The organism is Candidatus Neptunochlamydia vexilliferae (genome assembly GCF_015356785.1).
Taxonomy (GTDB): domain Bacteria; phylum Chlamydiota; class Chlamydiia; order Chlamydiales; family Simkaniaceae; genus Neptunichlamydia; species Neptunichlamydia vexilliferae.
Genome location: NZ_JAAEJV010000001.1, coordinates 79,876 through 96,778 on the forward strand (window position 1 = coordinate 79,876; position 16,903 = coordinate 96,778).

General features: G+C 44.0%; 15 protein-coding genes and 1 tRNA gene. 12 read left to right on the forward strand and 4 right to left on the reverse strand.

All coding sequences use genetic code 11. The features are described 5' to 3' along the window. Window positions 1-108 precede the first annotated feature (108 nt). Window positions 109-696 carry a hypothetical protein gene (locus tag NEPTK9_RS00370; RefSeq protein ID WP_194846842.1) on the forward strand — a complete coding sequence of 196 codons (588 nt, stop codon included), beginning with the start codon at window positions 109-111 and terminating at the stop codon, window positions 694-696. Here the strand turns inward: NEPTK9_RS00370 and NEPTK9_RS00375 are convergent. Next, window positions 677-2,071, reverse strand: coding sequence for a glycogen synthase (locus NEPTK9_RS00375; protein WP_194846843.1), 1,395 nt, complete (start codon window positions 2,069-2,071; stop codon window positions 677-679). The two genes, NEPTK9_RS00370 and NEPTK9_RS00375, sit on opposite strands and share 20 nt — an antisense overlap. Before the next feature lie 13 nt (window positions 2,072-2,084). Beyond that, on the reverse strand, window positions 2,085-3,206 hold the full coding sequence (locus tag NEPTK9_RS00380) for an ATP-binding protein (RefSeq protein ID WP_194846844.1): 1,122 nt from the start codon (window positions 3,204-3,206) through the stop codon (window positions 2,085-2,087). A gap of 312 nt (window positions 3,207-3,518) precedes the next feature. Here NEPTK9_RS00380 and NEPTK9_RS00385 point away from each other — a divergent pair. The 9 genes from NEPTK9_RS00385 (at window position 3,519) to NEPTK9_RS00425 (ending at window position 9,323) form a co-directional block, all read left to right on the forward strand. Beyond that, window positions 3,519-3,590: transfer RNA gene (locus tag NEPTK9_RS00385), tRNA-Gln, on the forward strand. Further along, entirely contained in the window at window positions 3,562-4,575 is a 1,014-nt protein-coding gene (locus NEPTK9_RS00390; protein ID WP_320412038.1) for a ribose-phosphate diphosphokinase, read from the forward strand. The genes NEPTK9_RS00385 and NEPTK9_RS00390 overlap by 29 nt, the downstream gene beginning before the upstream one ends. Window positions 4,576-4,619: 44 nt before the next feature. Then, entirely contained in the window at window positions 4,620-5,165 is a 546-nt protein-coding gene (locus tag NEPTK9_RS00395) for a 50S ribosomal protein L25 (RefSeq protein ID WP_194846845.1), read from the forward strand. A 155-nt stretch (window positions 5,166-5,320) separates the two neighbouring features. Beyond that, window positions 5,321-5,881, forward strand: a complete 561-nt coding sequence (pth, locus tag NEPTK9_RS00400; protein WP_194846846.1) for an aminoacyl-tRNA hydrolase — start codon at window positions 5,321-5,323, stop codon at window positions 5,879-5,881. After that, the gene (rpsF, locus tag NEPTK9_RS00405) at window positions 5,878-6,219 is read left to right on the forward strand and encodes a 30S ribosomal protein S6 (protein WP_194846847.1); all 342 of its coding nucleotides are present in this window, start codon (window positions 5,878-5,880) and stop codon (window positions 6,217-6,219) included. The genes pth and rpsF overlap by 4 nt, the downstream gene beginning before the upstream one ends. Window positions 6,220-6,222: 3 nt before the next feature. Then, window positions 6,223-6,459 carry a 30S ribosomal protein S18 gene (gene rpsR / locus NEPTK9_RS00410; RefSeq protein ID WP_194846848.1) on the forward strand — a complete coding sequence of 79 codons (237 nt, stop codon included), beginning with the start codon at window positions 6,223-6,225 and terminating at the stop codon, window positions 6,457-6,459. 3 nt (window positions 6,460-6,462) lie between these two features. Continuing rightward, window positions 6,463-7,086 carry a 50S ribosomal protein L9 gene (gene rplI / locus NEPTK9_RS00415; protein WP_194846849.1) on the forward strand — a complete coding sequence of 208 codons (624 nt, stop codon included), beginning with the start codon at window positions 6,463-6,465 and terminating at the stop codon, window positions 7,084-7,086. Next, a complete protein-coding gene (ispE, locus tag NEPTK9_RS00420) occupies window positions 7,083-7,859 on the forward strand; it encodes a 4-(cytidine 5'-diphospho)-2-C-methyl-D-erythritol kinase (protein ID WP_194846850.1) in 777 nt (258 codons plus the stop codon). The genes rplI and ispE overlap by 4 nt, the downstream gene beginning before the upstream one ends. Window positions 7,860-7,949: 90 nt before the next feature. Then, window positions 7,950-9,323, forward strand: coding sequence for a Fic family protein (locus NEPTK9_RS00425; protein WP_194846851.1), 1,374 nt, complete (start codon window positions 7,950-7,952; stop codon window positions 9,321-9,323). A gap of 159 nt (window positions 9,324-9,482) precedes the next feature. Here NEPTK9_RS00425 and NEPTK9_RS00430 read toward each other — a convergent pair whose 3' ends face one another. Continuing rightward, on the reverse strand, window positions 9,483-9,752 hold the full coding sequence (locus NEPTK9_RS00430; RefSeq protein WP_194846852.1) for a hypothetical protein: 270 nt from the start codon (window positions 9,750-9,752) through the stop codon (window positions 9,483-9,485). Window positions 9,753-10,056: 304 nt separating this feature from the next. On the opposite strand from NEPTK9_RS00430, the gene rfaD reads away from it, so the two are divergent. After that, window positions 10,057-11,037 carry an ADP-glyceromanno-heptose 6-epimerase gene (gene rfaD / locus NEPTK9_RS00435; RefSeq protein WP_194846853.1) on the forward strand — a complete coding sequence of 327 codons (981 nt, stop codon included), beginning with the start codon at window positions 10,057-10,059 and terminating at the stop codon, window positions 11,035-11,037. Beyond that, the gene (rfaE1, locus tag NEPTK9_RS00440) at window positions 11,031-12,362 is read left to right on the forward strand and encodes a D-glycero-beta-D-manno-heptose-7-phosphate kinase (RefSeq protein WP_194846854.1); all 1,332 of its coding nucleotides are present in this window, start codon (window positions 11,031-11,033) and stop codon (window positions 12,360-12,362) included. Before rfaD ends, rfaE1 begins: the two co-directional genes overlap by 7 nt. 531 nt (window positions 12,363-12,893) lie before the next feature. Here the strand turns inward: rfaE1 and NEPTK9_RS09575 are convergent. Next, window positions 12,894-15,596 carry a leucine-rich repeat domain-containing protein gene (locus NEPTK9_RS09575; protein WP_228546929.1) on the reverse strand — a complete coding sequence of 901 codons (2,703 nt, stop codon included), beginning with the start codon at window positions 15,594-15,596 and terminating at the stop codon, window positions 12,894-12,896. Window positions 15,597-16,903 lie beyond the last annotated feature (1,307 nt).

Here is a 16,903-nt window from a genome sequence, read left to right on the forward strand (position 1 = left end):
TAAGTTTCTTAAGTTAGGATTTTTTATTTCTTTGCTTTTTATTCGCTTGGGCGTTAACATTCCGGTTAGATTTTAGACACAAAAATTTTAAAGAAGGAGACTCAAAAAATGTCTAGCACTATCGATCCAAATAACAGTAATGCCACAGATAATTCTGTATTAAAACCCACTGACCAAACTGTAAATGAAAAACAGGTTGCCACAACTAGTGATATTGCTGAAAAAGTAATCAACAATTCCAGTAGTGATAACGCTACACTATCAAAAAAATCTGATAATCAGACCACACCAAACGCCAACATAATCATCAGCGACAGTGACAGTGATGTTAGTTCCACTCCTTCGAGTCCAAATCGATTAGAAAGTGACGACAAAATTGATCAAAATTTGAATGCTTCTGGTGATGATGGCCAAAACTCTTCCTCATCCAGCACCAACTCTTCACCATTACGCTCTGATGTTGAAGATGATAACAGTAGCAGCGGTTTAAGCCCTACTTCTAATTCTAGTTCTTCATCCAACATTAATAATGACAACAATAACGATAAAACAAATTCCTTAAACAAAGTAAAAATTGGTGCCGTAGCGCTACTACTACTGCTTGTTGCTGGAGGAGCTTATTATAGCTACAACAGGGGGTGGTTAAACCCCATTCTACCAGACAGGTTTCAGAAACTTACAGCTGGTGGTGAATAGCCGCTTGTAGAGCCTCTTTGTAGGTCTGCAGATACTTTAAGGCTGGGGTCTTCCAACTCCAGTCTTTTTTTATGCCATTTTGGAGCATGAGTTGGTTTTTTTTAGGGTTGTTTTTATGGTTTTCAAAGGCACGGTCGATCGACCAGCGGAGGCTATCCTCGGCAGGAAACTCGAAGGTGTAGCCGTTCCGTTTTTCTTTGGGGATTTCTTCATGGTCGATATCGAAGATCGTGTCGCTGAGGCCCCCCACTTTGTGAACGATGGGGAGGGTGCCGTAGCGGAGGGCGATCATCTGAGTGAGGCCACAAGGCTCGAAGAGAGAGGGAATGAGGATAAAGTCGGCGGCGGCGTAGGTGAAGTGGGCGAGCCTTTCGTTAAAGGTAAAATGGAAGTGGACATGGGGATTATCGCGGTACTCTTCGGAGAGGGATTGGAACTGGTTTTTTAGGCAAGGATCGGGGGTCGACCCGAGGAGGATAAACTGTCCTCCTTTTTTAAGGACATATTCGATGCCGGCGAGGATCAGCTCAGGCCCTTTTTGCTGAACAAGGCGGGAAATTGAGGTGAAAAGGGGAGCCGAGTCGTAGTCCATTTTGAGCTCTTTTTGGAGCGCTTTCCGGTTGGCTTTTTTTCCTTCGGTCAGGGTTTCTAGGGTGTAGTTTTCGGCAAGGAGGGGGTCGGTCTCGGGGTTCCAGTAGGAGGTGTCGATCCCATTGAGGATCCCTTTGGTTTTTTTTTGCTTGATGACCTCTTCAAGGCCATAGCCCTCTTTTCGTTCGATCTCTTTGGCGTAGGTGGGGGAAACCGTTGTCAAAACATCAGACTCCATCAGTCCTGCTTGGAGGAGGTTTCCCTTTTTGTTTTTGATGAGGGAAGGTCTTTTTAGGGGAAGTTTGCCAGGGGGGCAGACCCCTTGGTATTTCATATTGTGGATGGTGGTAGCGATCGCCCCCACCTTGAGCCCCTTTTTCTGATAGGTCTCTCTGTAAAGGGGGGCGGCAAAGGAGGTGAGCCAGTCGTGCAAATTGAGAATATCGGGGTGCTTATTGCTTTTTAGAAGGTACTTGAGGGCCGCCTCTGGAAAGAAGGTGAACCGCTCGATATCATCCTTTTCGCCGTAGATGTTTTCTCGCTGAAAGAGGGGAGACTCGATGAGGACTAAAGGGATCGTGTCATACTCGGCAGACCAAAAAGAATCGCCAAGAGATTTGAGATTTTTGAGCTGTTTCCGATCGATCTTTTTGTAGAAGGGGAGGATCACTTCGACCTTTTGTCCCTCTTCGACAAGTGTTTTGGAAAGGCCGGCGGTGACATCTCCAAGTCCTCCCACCTTTGCGATAGGAGAAAGTTCTGTTGCTAAGTGAACGATATACATATTCCACTGCTTATCACAGATCAAGGCTTTTTAGGAAGTTTAGTCCTCTATGAATCTCAACCCCATTTGCCATTCGCTCTCGTTTGAGCTCTTTGACAGCTTGAGTAGCTGGGATGTCATACTTTTCATGAAAGTAGCGTAAGGCAGGATGGACGGTGTGGTTGGCGTACTTTGCCTCGATCATCATTTTGACCTCATCATCTTTCACTAAGGCAAAGTCAACCTCTTTCGACTCCTTTGTCCGCAGGTACCTAAGGGCATAGTCTTCTGCCTTGGTATCGATTTTGAAATGAACATGTTTAAGAAGGCACATTGCGACAAAGTTCTCAAATTTCACTCCGAGGTCTCCCTCGACAAGCCCTGTGTCAAAGAAGTAGACTTTAGGCTCTTTAAGGAGGCTCCGCGCAATGTTTCTCGAGTAGGGAGGGACGAGAAAAATGATATAGAGAGCCTCAAGGATTTGAACGTACTTCCTGACTGTATTTGGAGCGATAGCAACATCTTCAGCAATTGAGCGGTAGGATACAGGAGAACCGACCCGCCTTTGAAGAAGCTCGAAGACGAGGCGGATGGCTCGAAGGTTACGAATGCTTTCAAAGTCGAGAACATCGGCACGGAGTAAGCTGTCTGTGTACTGCTGACGCCACCTTTTGGCATCAGTGGGATTTTTAGCAAAAAAAGGTTCGGGGAATCCTCCTCGTTCTAGAAAGTGATCAAGGGTGTAGTCTACTGCGGCATGGTCGCATTCTACAGGAGAAAGAGGGAACAGACGATGGAGGAAATAACGTCCTGCAAGAGAGTCTCCAATTTCTCTGAAGATTTCTAATCGTGCACTTCCTGTAACGAGAATTTTCTGTTTAGATGGCTTGGTGTCATAAACCCCTTTTAGGTAGTTTTTCCATCCCTCCATCTGATGGATTTCATCAAAAATGAGGAGCTCTGTTTGAGGAAGCCAACTTTCCTCTAAAATGATCTTACGATCTTCTGCACGGTCATAGGTTAGATAGGCTGAAGATTTAAAAGATTTGGCGATATCCTTTGCAAGGGTTGTTTTTCCTGTCTGGCGTGGACCTGTTAGGAAAACCATTTTTTTTTGGAGATCGTTTAAAATATGTTCTTTTTGCATCCGTTTCATACCTGACTATTTTGCACGCTAATGCACAAAAGTCAAGGCTAATGTGCATTAGCGTGCAAAATAGTCAGAGCCCAAACCACTAATCAATTAACCTCAAGTATCTTACAAAAAAAGACATAAATTTATTGAAAAACAAGCATTTACCATAACCTCATTGCGAGATTCACCTAGCAAGGAGTTGGAATAAACAGAAATCTGCTTGGGAAATGCACTTCTTTCCATATAGTTAAAGATTTTCCTTTCACAAAAACCTCAATCCCTACTTGAAAAGAAATCTATGAGCGGGTAACATGGTCTCTTACTACCTATTGTTGGGGTGTAGCCAAGCGGTAAGGCAGCGGTTTTTGGTGTCGCCATGCGGAGGTTCGAATCCTCCCACCCCAAATATGGAGCCGTCGATGCGGCGGCTCCAGAACATTTGAGTGTTTTCATGGCCGAACCTTTTATGCTTTTCTCGGGAACCTCTCACCCGACACTGTCGGAAGAGATCGGAAAAAGCCTGGGTGTCAGTCTTGGAAAAACTGAAATTGAATTATTCCCTGATGGTGAGATAGGCGTTCAAATACTTGAGAATGTCCGCGGTCGGGATGTCTTCGTCGTGCAAAGCATTGCGAAACAGCCCAATCTCTATCTCATGGAGCTATTGATTCTTATCGATGCTCTAAAAAGGGCCTCTGCACGTGGAATCATTGCTGTCATCCCCTACTTTGGGTATGCGCGGCAAGATCGCAAAGATAGAGGAAGGGTGCCGATCACGGCAAAACTCGTCGCGAACCTGCTCGAAACAGCGGGGGCAACGCGGGTCATTGCCATGGATCTTCACTCGGAGCAGATCCAAGGATTTTTCGACATCCCCGTCGATCACCTTTATGCACATACTGTGTTTGCAAAAAAGGTGAAAGAGCTGGGGCTCGAAAATCTGACGGTCTGCGCCCCTGATGTGGGGAGCGCCAAGCTCGCCCGCATCCTCGCCACCGAGGTGGAGGGGGACTTTGCGATGGTTGATAAACGGCGAATAGGTGCAAGTGCTATCGAAGCAGGCGCACTCCTCGGCGATGTGCAGGGAAGGAATGTGATTCTCGTTGATGATATTTCCTCAACGGGGCAGACGCTCAAAAGAGCGGCTGAAGTGTGCAAAAAAGCAGGTGCTGCAAAGGTGTTTGCGGCGGTGACCCACCCCCTCTTCTCTGAAGAGGCTTTAAAGGGAGCGCCCATCGATCAGCTTTTTGTGACGAATACGATTCCAATGGCCCAAGAGATAGCCGGTCCTCAAGTTGAAGTCCTTTCTGTGGCTGGGATTTTTGGAAAAGCGATTGAGTGCATCGTAGAAAATGCCTCGGTAAGCTCTCTTTTCCGCTCCCGCACTTAAATTTCACTATTTGGAAAAAATGTAACAACAAATCTGGAGTGTATATGAAACTCGCAGTGTCCAAACGGGCAGGAGAAAAGAAAAGTGAGCTGACACAGCTCAGATATAAAGGGGATATTCCCGCAGCGGTCTACTCTAAGGGGAAACCATGCGATAAGATCTCCATTAATGGCGCCGAGTTTGCGGCAGTTCTTCGAGGGCTCCCTCAGGGGCACCTTCCGACAACTGTCTTCGATCTTGGTGGAAAAAAAGCAATTGTAAAAGATATTCAGTACCATCCAACGACCTATAATATCCTTCATCTTGACTTTCAGATTCTTGATGACAAGACAGAGGTCGATATCAACGTCCCTGTGGTTTGTGAGGGTGAGGCTGACTGTGCGGGAGTGAAGCTCGGTGGCTTTGTCCGGCCGATCAAAAGGCACGTTAAAGTACGCTGCTTCCCCGGAGATCTTCCCACCTCTTTTAAGGTGAATATCAAAGATCTCGCAATCGGTCAGTCAAAAAAGGTTGGCGATATCGATTTTGGTGAGGCGGTTCGCCCCTTAGCAGCAGATAAAGAAATCGTTGTAACAATTGCGAAGCGTTAATTATGAACAGATCCAGAAGTGCAAATACCCATTTTTTCCGCTGTTTCTGCATCTTTTTAAAAGCAGATTTTTCGCCCTTGTCTTTTGGACAATGTGCTCAAACCAGTTTTCAAAAATCTGCGAGAATCAGACAAAAATTAAGGGCATTATAACCTATGGATAAGTTCACGGGAGCATTGATCGTTGGCCTTGGAAACCCTGGTAAAAAGTATGAAAATACCCGGCATAACCTCGGGCAAATGGTCCTCTTTGCTTTCGCTGAAAAATATGGCCTTTCCTTTAAGAAGGAGAGCGACTTGAAAGGGGAGATTGCAAAAGGTGACGTGAAGGGGAAAAAAGTGGTTTTCCTTTTTCCCACCACCTACATGAATCTCTCTGGACAAGCGGTAAGAAAAACGATGAGTTTTTACAAGATTCCCCAGGAGAAGGTTTTGATCCTCTCCGATGATGCAGCCCTCCCTTTTGGGACCCTAAGGTACCGGGAAAAGGGGAGCGCAGGAGGGCATAATGGCCTGAAAAACATCGAAGAGTGTTTGGGAAACCAGGACTACCAACGGCTGAAGCTCGGCATTGGTGAACCTCTAGTTGGCTATCTTGAAGACTACGTTTTAGCCCCCTTTTCGAAGGAAGAGCAAGAAAAAATCCCCGAAATTGCCACCGAGTCAATCGGTTTTATTGAAGAGTGGCTATTTCAAGAAATGAAGGAACATGCATGACAAAAGAAGAGTCAAGACTCTATGAAGGGATGTACATCCTGAGCGCTCTACTTAGCGAAGATGCTTTGAAAAAAGCGCTCGAGCGCATCACAAAATCCATCGAGGAAAAAGGTGGAGAAATCCACAAGATCCATGAGATGGGACGCAAAAAACTTGCCTATGAAATCAATGGACATAAGCAAGGGCAATACTTTCTTCTCTATTTTTCGGTCGCTCCTACAGCGGTTGAAGAGATGTGGAAGGAGTACCACCTTAACGAAGACCTCATTCGGTTCATGACAATGCGAGCCGAAAAAGTTCTCGAAAAAATCGAATTTAAACCCCTTGTAGAGGCGTAAAGTATGAAAAAACGATCTGGATTTCGATTCAAAAAGAAAAAAAGTTGCCCCTTTGTTGCATCTGGGGTGAAACATATCGATTACAAAGATACCGAGACCCTTGAAAAGTTCGTCACCGAGCGAGGAAAAATTCTCCCAAGGCGAATCACAGGAGTGTCTCACCGCTACCAACTTCTCTTGAAGAAAGCGATTAAAAAAGCACGTCATGTGGCCCTATTACCCTTTGCTGCGGAGGAATAATTAATGAAACAAACGAAAAGTGGAAAAACTCAGCTCCTTCTTTTGGAAGATGTCACCAATCTTGGGAAAAAAGGAGATCTAGCGAGCGCCAAACCAGGCTTTGTCCGGAACTTTCTTCTCCCACAGAAAAAAGCGGTTATCGCTGACAAGCGGACCATCCGCATGCAAGAAAAGCTCCAAGAAGAGCGGTCTAAACAAGCCGCTGAAGATAAAAAAGAGTCTGAGACGCTTGCAGCCCGCCTTAAAGAGATGACCTTCACTACAAAAGTGAAAAACGATACTCAAGGGCACCTCTACGGATCGGTTGGCCCTGTTGAAGTGGTTAAGGTTCTTGCTGATGAGGGCATTACCATTGAGCGTAAAAATGTGGTCCTTCCGAAGCCGATTAAGATGGTTGGAATGCATGACGTTCAGCTCAAACTCAAAGAAGATGTTCCCGCCTCCTTTAAACTAACGGTGGAAGGGGAAACAGTCGTTAAAAAAGAAGAAAAACCACGCGTCGAAGTCGTCGAAGAAGGGGAAGAAGACAAAGCCCCTGAAACCGAAGAGGCGACTGAAGATCTTCCCATGCGGAGCGAGCGAGACAAAGAGATGAAAGAAGAGCTAGAAGAGCGCACAAAAGAGTGAAGCTCTTTTCGCCTGCTAAGCTCAACCTCTTTTTCCGCGTTCTAAAAAAGCGGACCGATGGCTTTCATGAGATTGCAAGTCTCATGCAAGCCATCTCTTTTGGAGATACCCTCCATTTTGAAGTATCGGACAAGGACACCTTTACCTGTACCGACCCTAGCCTTCCCACAGATGAAACAAATTTTGTACCCCGCGCACGGACCCTTTTCCGTGAAAAGACCAGCTTTATCCAGCCCATTGCGATCCACTTAGAGAAAAAGGTTCCGATCGAAGGAGGACTTGGTGGGGGAAGTAGCAACATTGCCACGACCCTTTGGGCCTTAAACCAGCTCAGTGGTCTCCACATCGATGAGGGGACCCTTTCGAGCTGGGCAGGGGAACTTTCCTCGGATGCCCCCTTCTTTTTCTCATGGGGAACAGCCAATGTAACAGGGCGAGGAGAGAAAGTTGAACCTCTCAAACCCCTTCCTCCCCAGTCGCTCTATTTAGCCAAGCCCAAGGGTGGTCTATCGACCCCCCTTGTCTATAAACACTGTTGTCCTAACGATTCCAAAGAGGGGAATGATCTTGAAGCCGCCGCCTTTGCCTTAAGGCCTGATCTGGGAGACCTTAAAAGGGAGCTTCTTGCTCTCGGTTTTGAAACGGTGACCATGACCGGAAGTGGGACCACTTTCTTCTGCACAGGTGCAGTCGAACAACCCACTTTGCCTGATGTTAACTTTTGGAAAACCTCATTCCTATGGCGGAAAGAAGGGAATTGGTACAAATCGTAAGTAGCTTTTATTAAGCGTTTTGTGTTATTTTTGGCGTAAAAATGGCGGAAAGGTGGCGTAAAAATGGCGGATATAACAATCTAAGTGCATATGGGTCATAAAGAAGACTATAAAAGACAAATTGGTGGGATCCTGGAACTTATTAGAAGGTTTCCTGAAGGGCTGTCTGCTTCTGAAATTCTTGAAAAGAGTGGGGATAAATGGTCTCGCCGTAGTTTGCAGAGAAAACTTTTGGAGTTGCAAAAGGATGGGATGGTTAGGAGAGAAGGGGGGAAAAAGACTGCGCGTTATTTTGCAACAGGTCTTGAAAGTGGAGAAATTAAAGAAGAAGAGCCCTCTTACCTTCCAATTTCAAAAGAGGGGAAAGAGGTTCAGTCTTATATTCTCAGTCCGATAGGGAGTCGTAAGCCGGTAGGCTACCATAGAGAGTTTTTTGAGTCTTATATTCCTAATCGCACTTTTTACTTAAGTGAATCAGATCGCAAAGAGCTTTTTGAAATTGGAAAGCAACCCGATGGAAAAAAGCCTGCAGGAACTTTTGCTCGTGATATTTTTGACCGTCTCCTTGTCGATCTATCGTGGAACTCTAGTCGACTGGAGGGGAATACCTATTCCCTTCTTGAAACAGAACGTTTGATCGCTCAAGGAGTGGAAGCAGGGGGGAAGTCTTCTCTAGAAACTCAAATGATCTTGAACCATAAAGAGGCAATTGAGTTTCTAGTCGATAGCGTGAATGAAGTGAAGATGAATAGCATCACGATCCGGAACTTGCATGCTTTTCTTTCCGATGAACTTCTGGGAAATTCTGAAGCTTGCGGGAAGGTGCGCGCCATTCCCGTTGGAATTAGTGGAACGGTTTTTCATCCCCTGGAAATTCCCCAGCTTATTGAAGAATTTCTTGAAGAAATTCTTCTCAAGGCGGAAGAGATCAAAGATCCTTTTGAACAGGCTTTTTTTATTATGGTCCAGCTTCCCTACCTGCAGCCTTTTGAAGATGTTAATAAACGGGTCGCCCGTCTTGCAGCCAACATTCCGTTGATTAAAGGGAACCTTTGTCCTCTATCATTCATTGATGTTCCTGAAGACCTATATGTAGAGGGGATTTTAGGGGTGTATGAACTGAATCGGATCGAACTATTAAAAGATGTTTTTTTATGGGCCTATAAGCGCTCGACAATTCGGTACTCAGCCATTCGCCATTCGGTAAAAAGTCCTGACCCTTTCCGCCTTGAGCACCGAGAAGAAATGAAGCAGCTTGTTAGAAAGCTTATCCTAGAAAAAATGGATAAAGAGTCGGCAATCGTCACGATCCATGATTGGGCAGAGATCCACCTCAAAAAAGCTGATAGGCCCCGCTTCACCGAGATTGTAGAAAGAGAGCTGATGGCTCTCCATATCGGCAATATCCAACGGTATAAAGTTTCTCCTAAGCAATTTGAAGCATGGCAAAAGAGTTGGAGTTAGGGTCCATCAAAAAATAAATGCTACAAGTTGGCTGGCTGCGACTTTGCCAAATTAAGCTTCCTCGTTGCCCTTCCCTATTGGGAATGGTGCTCCTCATTCAGCTCAATTTCGCTGTGTCTCTCTGAGTCAACTTGTAGCATTTACTTCTTTGACGAACCCTTATCCTTCTTTAGCCTCTTTTCCATCAAAGTCTTCAAACTGAACAATTTTTTTAGGAATTAAGTGATTTTCAAGGGAGGTTAAGCGTTGGTTAGAATTTTTCAGTTCATTTTCAATGACCGATATGCGAGTTTCTATTTTACCAAAGCGACTTTCTACATTTTTTTCGAATGAATTGACTTTATCTGTAAGTTTTTGTGTCTTACTGATAAGATAGATGAAAAATACAGAAAATATCCCAATAATAGTGAATGATTGAGTCCAGTCCATCTCTTCCCCTTATGCTTTGAGAATACAATATTTTCGAATAAAAGTATCGCTTATGGAAAATAAAATTTCAACTTGTACCCATTCCGACTCAAAATTTGGGGGTTTGCCAAAGCCAGCGCATTCAAAAAAAATTCACAAAACTATGCACGGGATTCATGAATATAAGAGATTTTCTAAGGAAAAACTCTTGATATTACATGCTTTTTAATGTGTTTGAAAACCAATTTAGTAAACTTATTTCTTTGAATGCGCTGGCTCTGGTACATAATGACAAATAACCCTCAATGTGTAACAATTGGAGGTTATGACAACGAAGCTTTATGATGATCAATTGATTGTAGTGACGGGAGCCGCCGGCTTTATCGGGTCGGGGGTCGTCCGCTACCTCAATGACCAAGGATTTTCTAACCTCCTCCTCGTCGACGACTTTGGGACATCAGAGAAGTGGAAAAATCTTCGAAATAAGCGGTTTATCGACTTCATTTCCCCCGAAGAACTTTTTGATTTCCTTAAAGGGAAAGAGCAAGATGTCGAGGCCTTTGTCCATCTGGGCGCCTGCTCAAGCACGGTAGAGCCCGATGGGGACCATTTTATGAAGGTCAACTACCGCTTTTCAGTCCGCTTGGCCGAGTATGCCCTTGAGAATGATCACCGCTTCATCTACGCCTCATCGGCCGCGACCTATGGCGATGGCTCTTTGGGCTTTTCCGATGATGAATCGAAGCTCGATACCCTCGTCCCTCTAAACATTTATGGCTTTTCCAAACAGATGTTTGACAAGTGGCTCCAAGAAAGGGGCGTTTTAGACAAGGTGGTTGGCCTCAAATATTTTAATATCTTTGGCCCCAACGAGTACCATAAAGGACGGATGGGGTCGATGGTGATGCATATGGTCGATCAAGTCCATAAAACAGGAAAGGTTCGCCTCTTTAAGTCGTCGGAGCCCGATCGTTTCCCCGATGGAGGGCAGTGTCGTGACTTCTTCTATGTCAAAGATGCGGTGAAGATGACCTGCTCCTTTTTAAATAACGACCTTGGGGGCATCTTTAATGTGGGAAGTGGTCAGGCCAACACCTGGAATGCCATGGCAGAAAATGTCTTTAAGGCGATGGGAAAAAAGACAAATATCGAGTATATTCCGATGCCAGACGACCTCATCGGCAAGTATCAAAACTACACCTGCGCCGACATGGGAAAGCAGAGCGATTTTAAAGGGGACTTTACCTTTGCAAGCGCCATTGAAGATTATGTGAAAAACTATTTACTAACAGGGGCAAGATGGTAATCCGCTCATTTAGTCAGCTAAGGCGGGCAAAAGTCCTTGTGTTGGGTGACTTTATGCTCGACACCTATACAACCGGTCGAGTCGAAAGGGTCTCTCCTGAAGCACCTGTGCCGATCCTCCACGTCCAGCAGACCGAAGATCTTCCAGGGGGCGCGGGCAATGTTGTCCTTAACCTCCAAACCCTCGGCGCCGAGGTGATCGCTGTTGGAAGGGTCGGAGATGACAAAGAAGGGCTCCGTCTGAAGCAACTTCTCAAAGAAGAGGGGACCGATGTTTCGGGAATCTTTACCCAAAAAGGGGTAAGCACCCCCCTAAAAAATCGGCTGATCGCAGGAGGACAGCAGCTCATCCGGGTCGACCAAGAATGTATCTCTCCCCTTTCAAGTGAAGTCGAGGAAGAGGTGGTCACTTTTATCGAGTCCCATAAAGGGACCTTTGACGTGATCGCTATTTCTGATTATGCAAAAGGGTTTCTTTCCCACTCGCTCCTTCAAAAGGTGCTGGGCTTAGCTAAAGAGTGGGGAATCCCCACCATCGTTGACCCCAAAGGAAACGACTTCACCAAATACCAGGGGGCGACCCTTGTTAAGCCGAACTATAAAGAGGCGGTTGCTGCTTCCAAGCTGACGCCTGATGCCGACCTCGACGCCATTGGAGAGGCTCTTTTAGAAGAGGCAGGCGCAGAAATGATCATGGTGACCCGCTCTGAAGAGGGGATTTCCCTTTTTGAGCGTGGTAAGGGAAGGCAAGACTTCCCCGTTAAATCGCGAGAGGTCAAAGATGTCACAGGGGCAGGCGATACGGTCCTTGCAATGACAACGATGACCTTCGCCTCAAAGCTTCCCCTTAACGAAGGGTTAGAGCTGTCGAACGTTGCAGCAGGGATTGCTATTGAGCGGCTCGGCTGCGTTCCCGTTTCTTTATCGGAGCTTGCCGAGCGCCTTTTAGAGACGAGTGTGAGCAATAAGATTTTCGATGGAAACCACATCTTTGCTTTAGAGCAAGCGCTTATCGATAAAGAGCTCACCATCCTTGGAATCAATACCGAAGAGGGAGTTTCAAGCGCTCTCTTTTCACAGATTCAAAAGCTGGCCAAACAAAAAGAGGGAGAGCGGCTGATGATCTATTTGATCGACTCCGATCCCGATCCTGACTTTCTCTCGATCCTTTCTTCCCTTCACGAGGTCGACTTTATCGTCATTCAATCAGATAGCCTCGCAAGCCTCACTGAAAAAGTGGCTCCCAAAAGGGTTTATACCCTAGGTTCTGATGGGCTTCTGATAAAAGCTCCACTATCTAGGCTCATGCTTGAGCAAATAAAATAGTTAAAAAACCAAAATTTGGGCATGGTTCAAAATAGGGTAACAATTTTGGTCTTATGAAAGATGCGTCGGGGGCAAGCCCCCTGCTGCCCCCTTGAGCTTCAATCTGGCAAGCCAAATCGACCCTCCTCGGGGGGCCGTGCAAAGCACTGTTCCACCCCTCGTGCGGGGCGATTTTGCAGAGCCATTTTGAAGCCGCGGACAGCTCACCGCATGGCTTTTCTTCGCCTTCGGCTCCGAAGCCATGTCAGTTCGCTGGAAAGGTTCTTTCCTAGAAAACCTTGCACATCTTTCACCAAGGAACAAGCCTCTTTTTTTCCAGGTTTTTAGCCACTTACCATATTCGCTTTGCTCGACTTTCAGCTTAACAAAAAAAATCCACTGAACCGACACAGCTTCGGAGCCGAAGGCGAAGAAAAGCTAAGTCGTGAAGCGTCCACATTTCGTGAAGTGTTACCTCGGCATGCTGTATTTTGAACCATGCCAAAATTTGTTAATGGTAACATTCTTGCAGCTTGCCAAATTGCAAAAATCTTATTGAAGTGTTGAACGACTACTCCCTACACTAGAAGAGCTTAGGCGATTTAACCTCTTATAAAACCCTTCCTTTTGGCTGTTACTCATGCTAGATATACTAACTTCTTGTTTAAGCTGTTTGATCTCACGTTCTAGAGGATGGTTGATTTTTTCAAGCGCTGATATTTTTTCTGTAAAAGATTTTTTTAGAAGAGAATCATCCACTTCATTCACCGGGTGTTCTTTAGTTAAAAGGGTAAGTCGGGAGTAATGAATTCCTTCGTTTAAAATGGCTATTTCATCTCCTGAATGTGGACCATACAGTATAGGGGCCATGTCATTACTTGAAAATAGCAGAAGACGTTTTTCAAAAAGATAGGCTGCAAGCTCCATTTCTTTATCTGTTAAAAAGTAGCTCGGCTGTGCTATTTCGGCAAAGTACTTTCCAAAAGATGTGGAACTTAATAAAAAGTCTTCCTCTAACCTAGAAGCCTCCTTATTTTTGGCTACTCTTTCTTTGGTGAGAGTTTCTAAGTTTTTTGTTTTTAAGGGACTTAAAAAGCTAGATAGTTTTTCTCGGATAGCCTCAAGAGCGTTAAAGCAATCCCGTTTGTTTTCTCGAAGCTCTTTGATAAGTTCTTTATTGGTTAGCCTTTCCCATCGTCTTGATTTTTTTGTTTCTTTAAACCCATTTTCTCCTGCAGCACCATCCCGAATCAAAACCATCAAAGGGGAGTCCTCTTTTGCCTCAAGCATGACTCTATAGTAGAACTTTTCTAGATTTTTTATCTTATCAGCAACACCTCTATTCCATTTTTCACATTCCCTTTTGTAATCACTTCTTCTCTCAAAAAATTCTCTTAAACAACATAAAGTCTGAGCGCGATATTTTTCTTTTTCCGCTTTCAGCTTTGATATAAAAGCTGTTTTTGCTCTTCTCTGTATCTCCTCCGCTATTCCCCCTCCTAACCCCTTAAAAACCCATTGCTTTTGATACAGCTTTCCTAAAAGTGCATGGATACCGCATGCCCCATCTCCCAAGGTAGGTTCCTCCAAATAATAAGAGCGATTGTTAAAGGTAAATAGTGGAGAATAGTCCTTTTTTTTCTCACACTTCTTAGGTGCTTCTGAAGGAGTTGATTTATTGGGCATGTTTTTTTTATTTGAAAAAAACATTTTAAAAAAGCTTGCCTCAGTGGTTTTTCCTAATAACTTATTTATCTCATTTTGAACCTGTTCTCCTATTTTATTTGAGTGTATAATTAAATTTCTAAGAGAGCGATTCACCTTTAGCGATTCTAAAATCGCCTTTCCTCCATTATATCCTAGATTATTGTCGTAAATAGTAAGACCGTAGAGCGTTTTATTAATTTTTAGAGCTTCTCCGATTGCCTTAGCTCCACCTTCCCTTAAGTTGTTTTTGCTAAGATCGAGAAACCTGAGTGTCCTATTGACTTTCAGAGCCTCTCCGACTGCTTCGGCTCCACCTTCCCTTAAGTTATTTTCGCTAAGATCGAGTTGATAGAGTGTTTTATTGACTTTTAGAGCTTCTCCGATTGCCTTAGCTCCGTTTTCCCTTAAATTATTTTCGCTAAGGCGCAGATAAGTCAGGGCTTTATTAATTTTTAGTGCTGTTCCGATTGTCTTAGCTCCAAGGTCCCTTAGATTGCTTTTGCTAAGATCAAGGTAAGTGAGAGTTTTATTAATTTTTAGCGCTATTCCCATTGCTTCCCATCCCTCAGTTCCAGCATTGGTTTCACTGAGGTTGATCTCTGTGAGTGTATTATTAGTCTTCAGCATCTCTCCAACTGCTTGCAACCCTTTAACTCCTAAATTGTTTGCACTAAGCTTAAGCTTCTTGAGAGATTTATTGAGTTTAAGTCCTCTCTCGATTGCCTTAGCTCCTTCACCTCCTATGTTATTTTTATCAAGGTGGAGTGATGCAAGTTTATTATTGAGCTTCAAAGCCTCTCCGATTGCATTTGCTCCTTCAGCCCCTATGTTATTTTCAGCAAGGTCGAGTGATTCGAGTGTATTATTGGACTTCAAGGCTTCTCCGATAATTCTTGCTCCTCCAGCTTTTATTTTATTTTCGGAAAGATCAACATATGTAAGTGTATTATTAACTTTCAGCATTTGCCCAAATATTTTACCTGTTTGGTCATTTAAATTATTGCACGAAAGGTTGAGACTCTTCAATGCTTTATTGAAATCCAGTCCCCTCAAAATTACCTTTGCTCCTTCGGCTCCTATATTATTTTTAGCAAGATAGAGATGTGTGAGTACACTATTGGTCCTAAGAGCTTCCGCAAAGGCCTTAGCCCCCTCAGCTCCTATGTTATCTTCATAAAGAGTCAGGCTTGTGAGCACATTATTGGTTTTGAGAGCTACCGCGATTCTCTTTGCTCCTTCAGTTCCTATGTTACCTTTATGAATGCAAAGATGTTTAAGTGTTCGGTTAATTTTTAAGCTTTCCCCAATTGCTTTTCCTCCATTAGCTCCTATTTGGCTGTGATACCACTCTAGGTTTATGAGTGTCTTATTGTTCTTTAACACCTCTCCAATTGCTGTGGCTCCCTCAGTTCCTATTGGATTCCAACTAGAAATACTTATGCGTGTTTCCTCATTTGTGTAGAAGGAGTGTAATGTTTCAGCGCTTATATCATAAACCTTTTTAGGAATTTCTCTCTTGATTTTTTCAATGACCTCTTTTCTATTCAATTGGTTACAGCCTCGAATATCAATCTGTGGAACCTTAAGCAGTTTTAGGTTGAGATTTTTTAGCGAAGAGCTTTGATTGGCCCTGAGGTTTTTAAGCCCGTACGATTCTAAATGGATGTCTGTCAGTCGGGGGCAGCGGGAAATGGCAAGGTGGCGGAGGTGCTTAAGCTGCGCTGGACTTTTTCCTGTATAACCATGATACGCCAGCGCTTGAATTTCGCTGCAGTCGCTAAGGTAGAGTTCTTGTAGGAGTGGGCATAGGGTTACGATATCATGGGTATAGTTGAGCGAAGGACTATTTCTTAGGTTTAGGTAGATTAACTGCTTATGTAGAAAGGGCTTTAGTGTTTCACGGGTTAAAGCCTTTGATCCGGTGAGGGCAACGTGAGTCGGTTTTTTTATGACTGTCTGGAAATAGACAGTTAATGCATTTAGGTTTTCAGCGTGTTTTGAAGGGGGTAATTTCGAAAAATCCATTTCAAGGATGTTGTCGGTAATTTTTACAAAAGCTCCACTTGATAAAAAGAGAGTTTCACCAATCGCTTTTTTTGCTTTTTTTAGAGAACAATACCTTCCTTCTTGGAGTTGTCTATAAGTAGGAGGTTTTCTGTGACTTGCTAGTAAGGCATCTTTTGTATTCATCGATTGATGAATATCTCTGCTTGTGCTTTGCTGGAGTCTTTCTATAGCTGAATACTGGTCAGGAGGATTTTCATATGCTTTTCGAATAAAGGGACCAATGTGGTTTGTGGTTAAATTAACATCGGAGCCTCTAAATGTAATTAAGGAATCTAAAAGGTCCATTGAAGTGGCTTTTCTGGAGTTTTTTAGGAGTTTTTGAAGGATATGAGACTGATTAATAAGGGCTTTTAGGTCATCTTCAAAAAGCATGAGTGTGGGGACAAATTGTCGATCCTTTTTATCTTTTTCATAGAGTCTCTCGAGCTCTTGTTTACGAAAGATATTAGCATAGAGACTTTCTTTTGCCGCAACATCTTGAACCCAAGCAAGGAGAATACTTTTCATATCGAGATTTATAAATGTGCGGACAACACTGTGGTTAAGTGTGAAGTGTCTAAATCGGCTAAAGAGGATTGAGGTGAAATTAACCTTCTGATATTTATTGACCTTCTGATATTGAATGTTCCACCTCGGCGCTTTTTCTTGAACAATTGGTTCAACAAAGACATCTTCATTATCGATGGAAAAAATTTTTCCATCGGGCTGGAGGATAAGGTTAGAAGGTGTGGCATCTCCAGGGCGAAACAAGGTTGAACAAATAAGAAGCCAAGTAAGGTGGCGTTCAT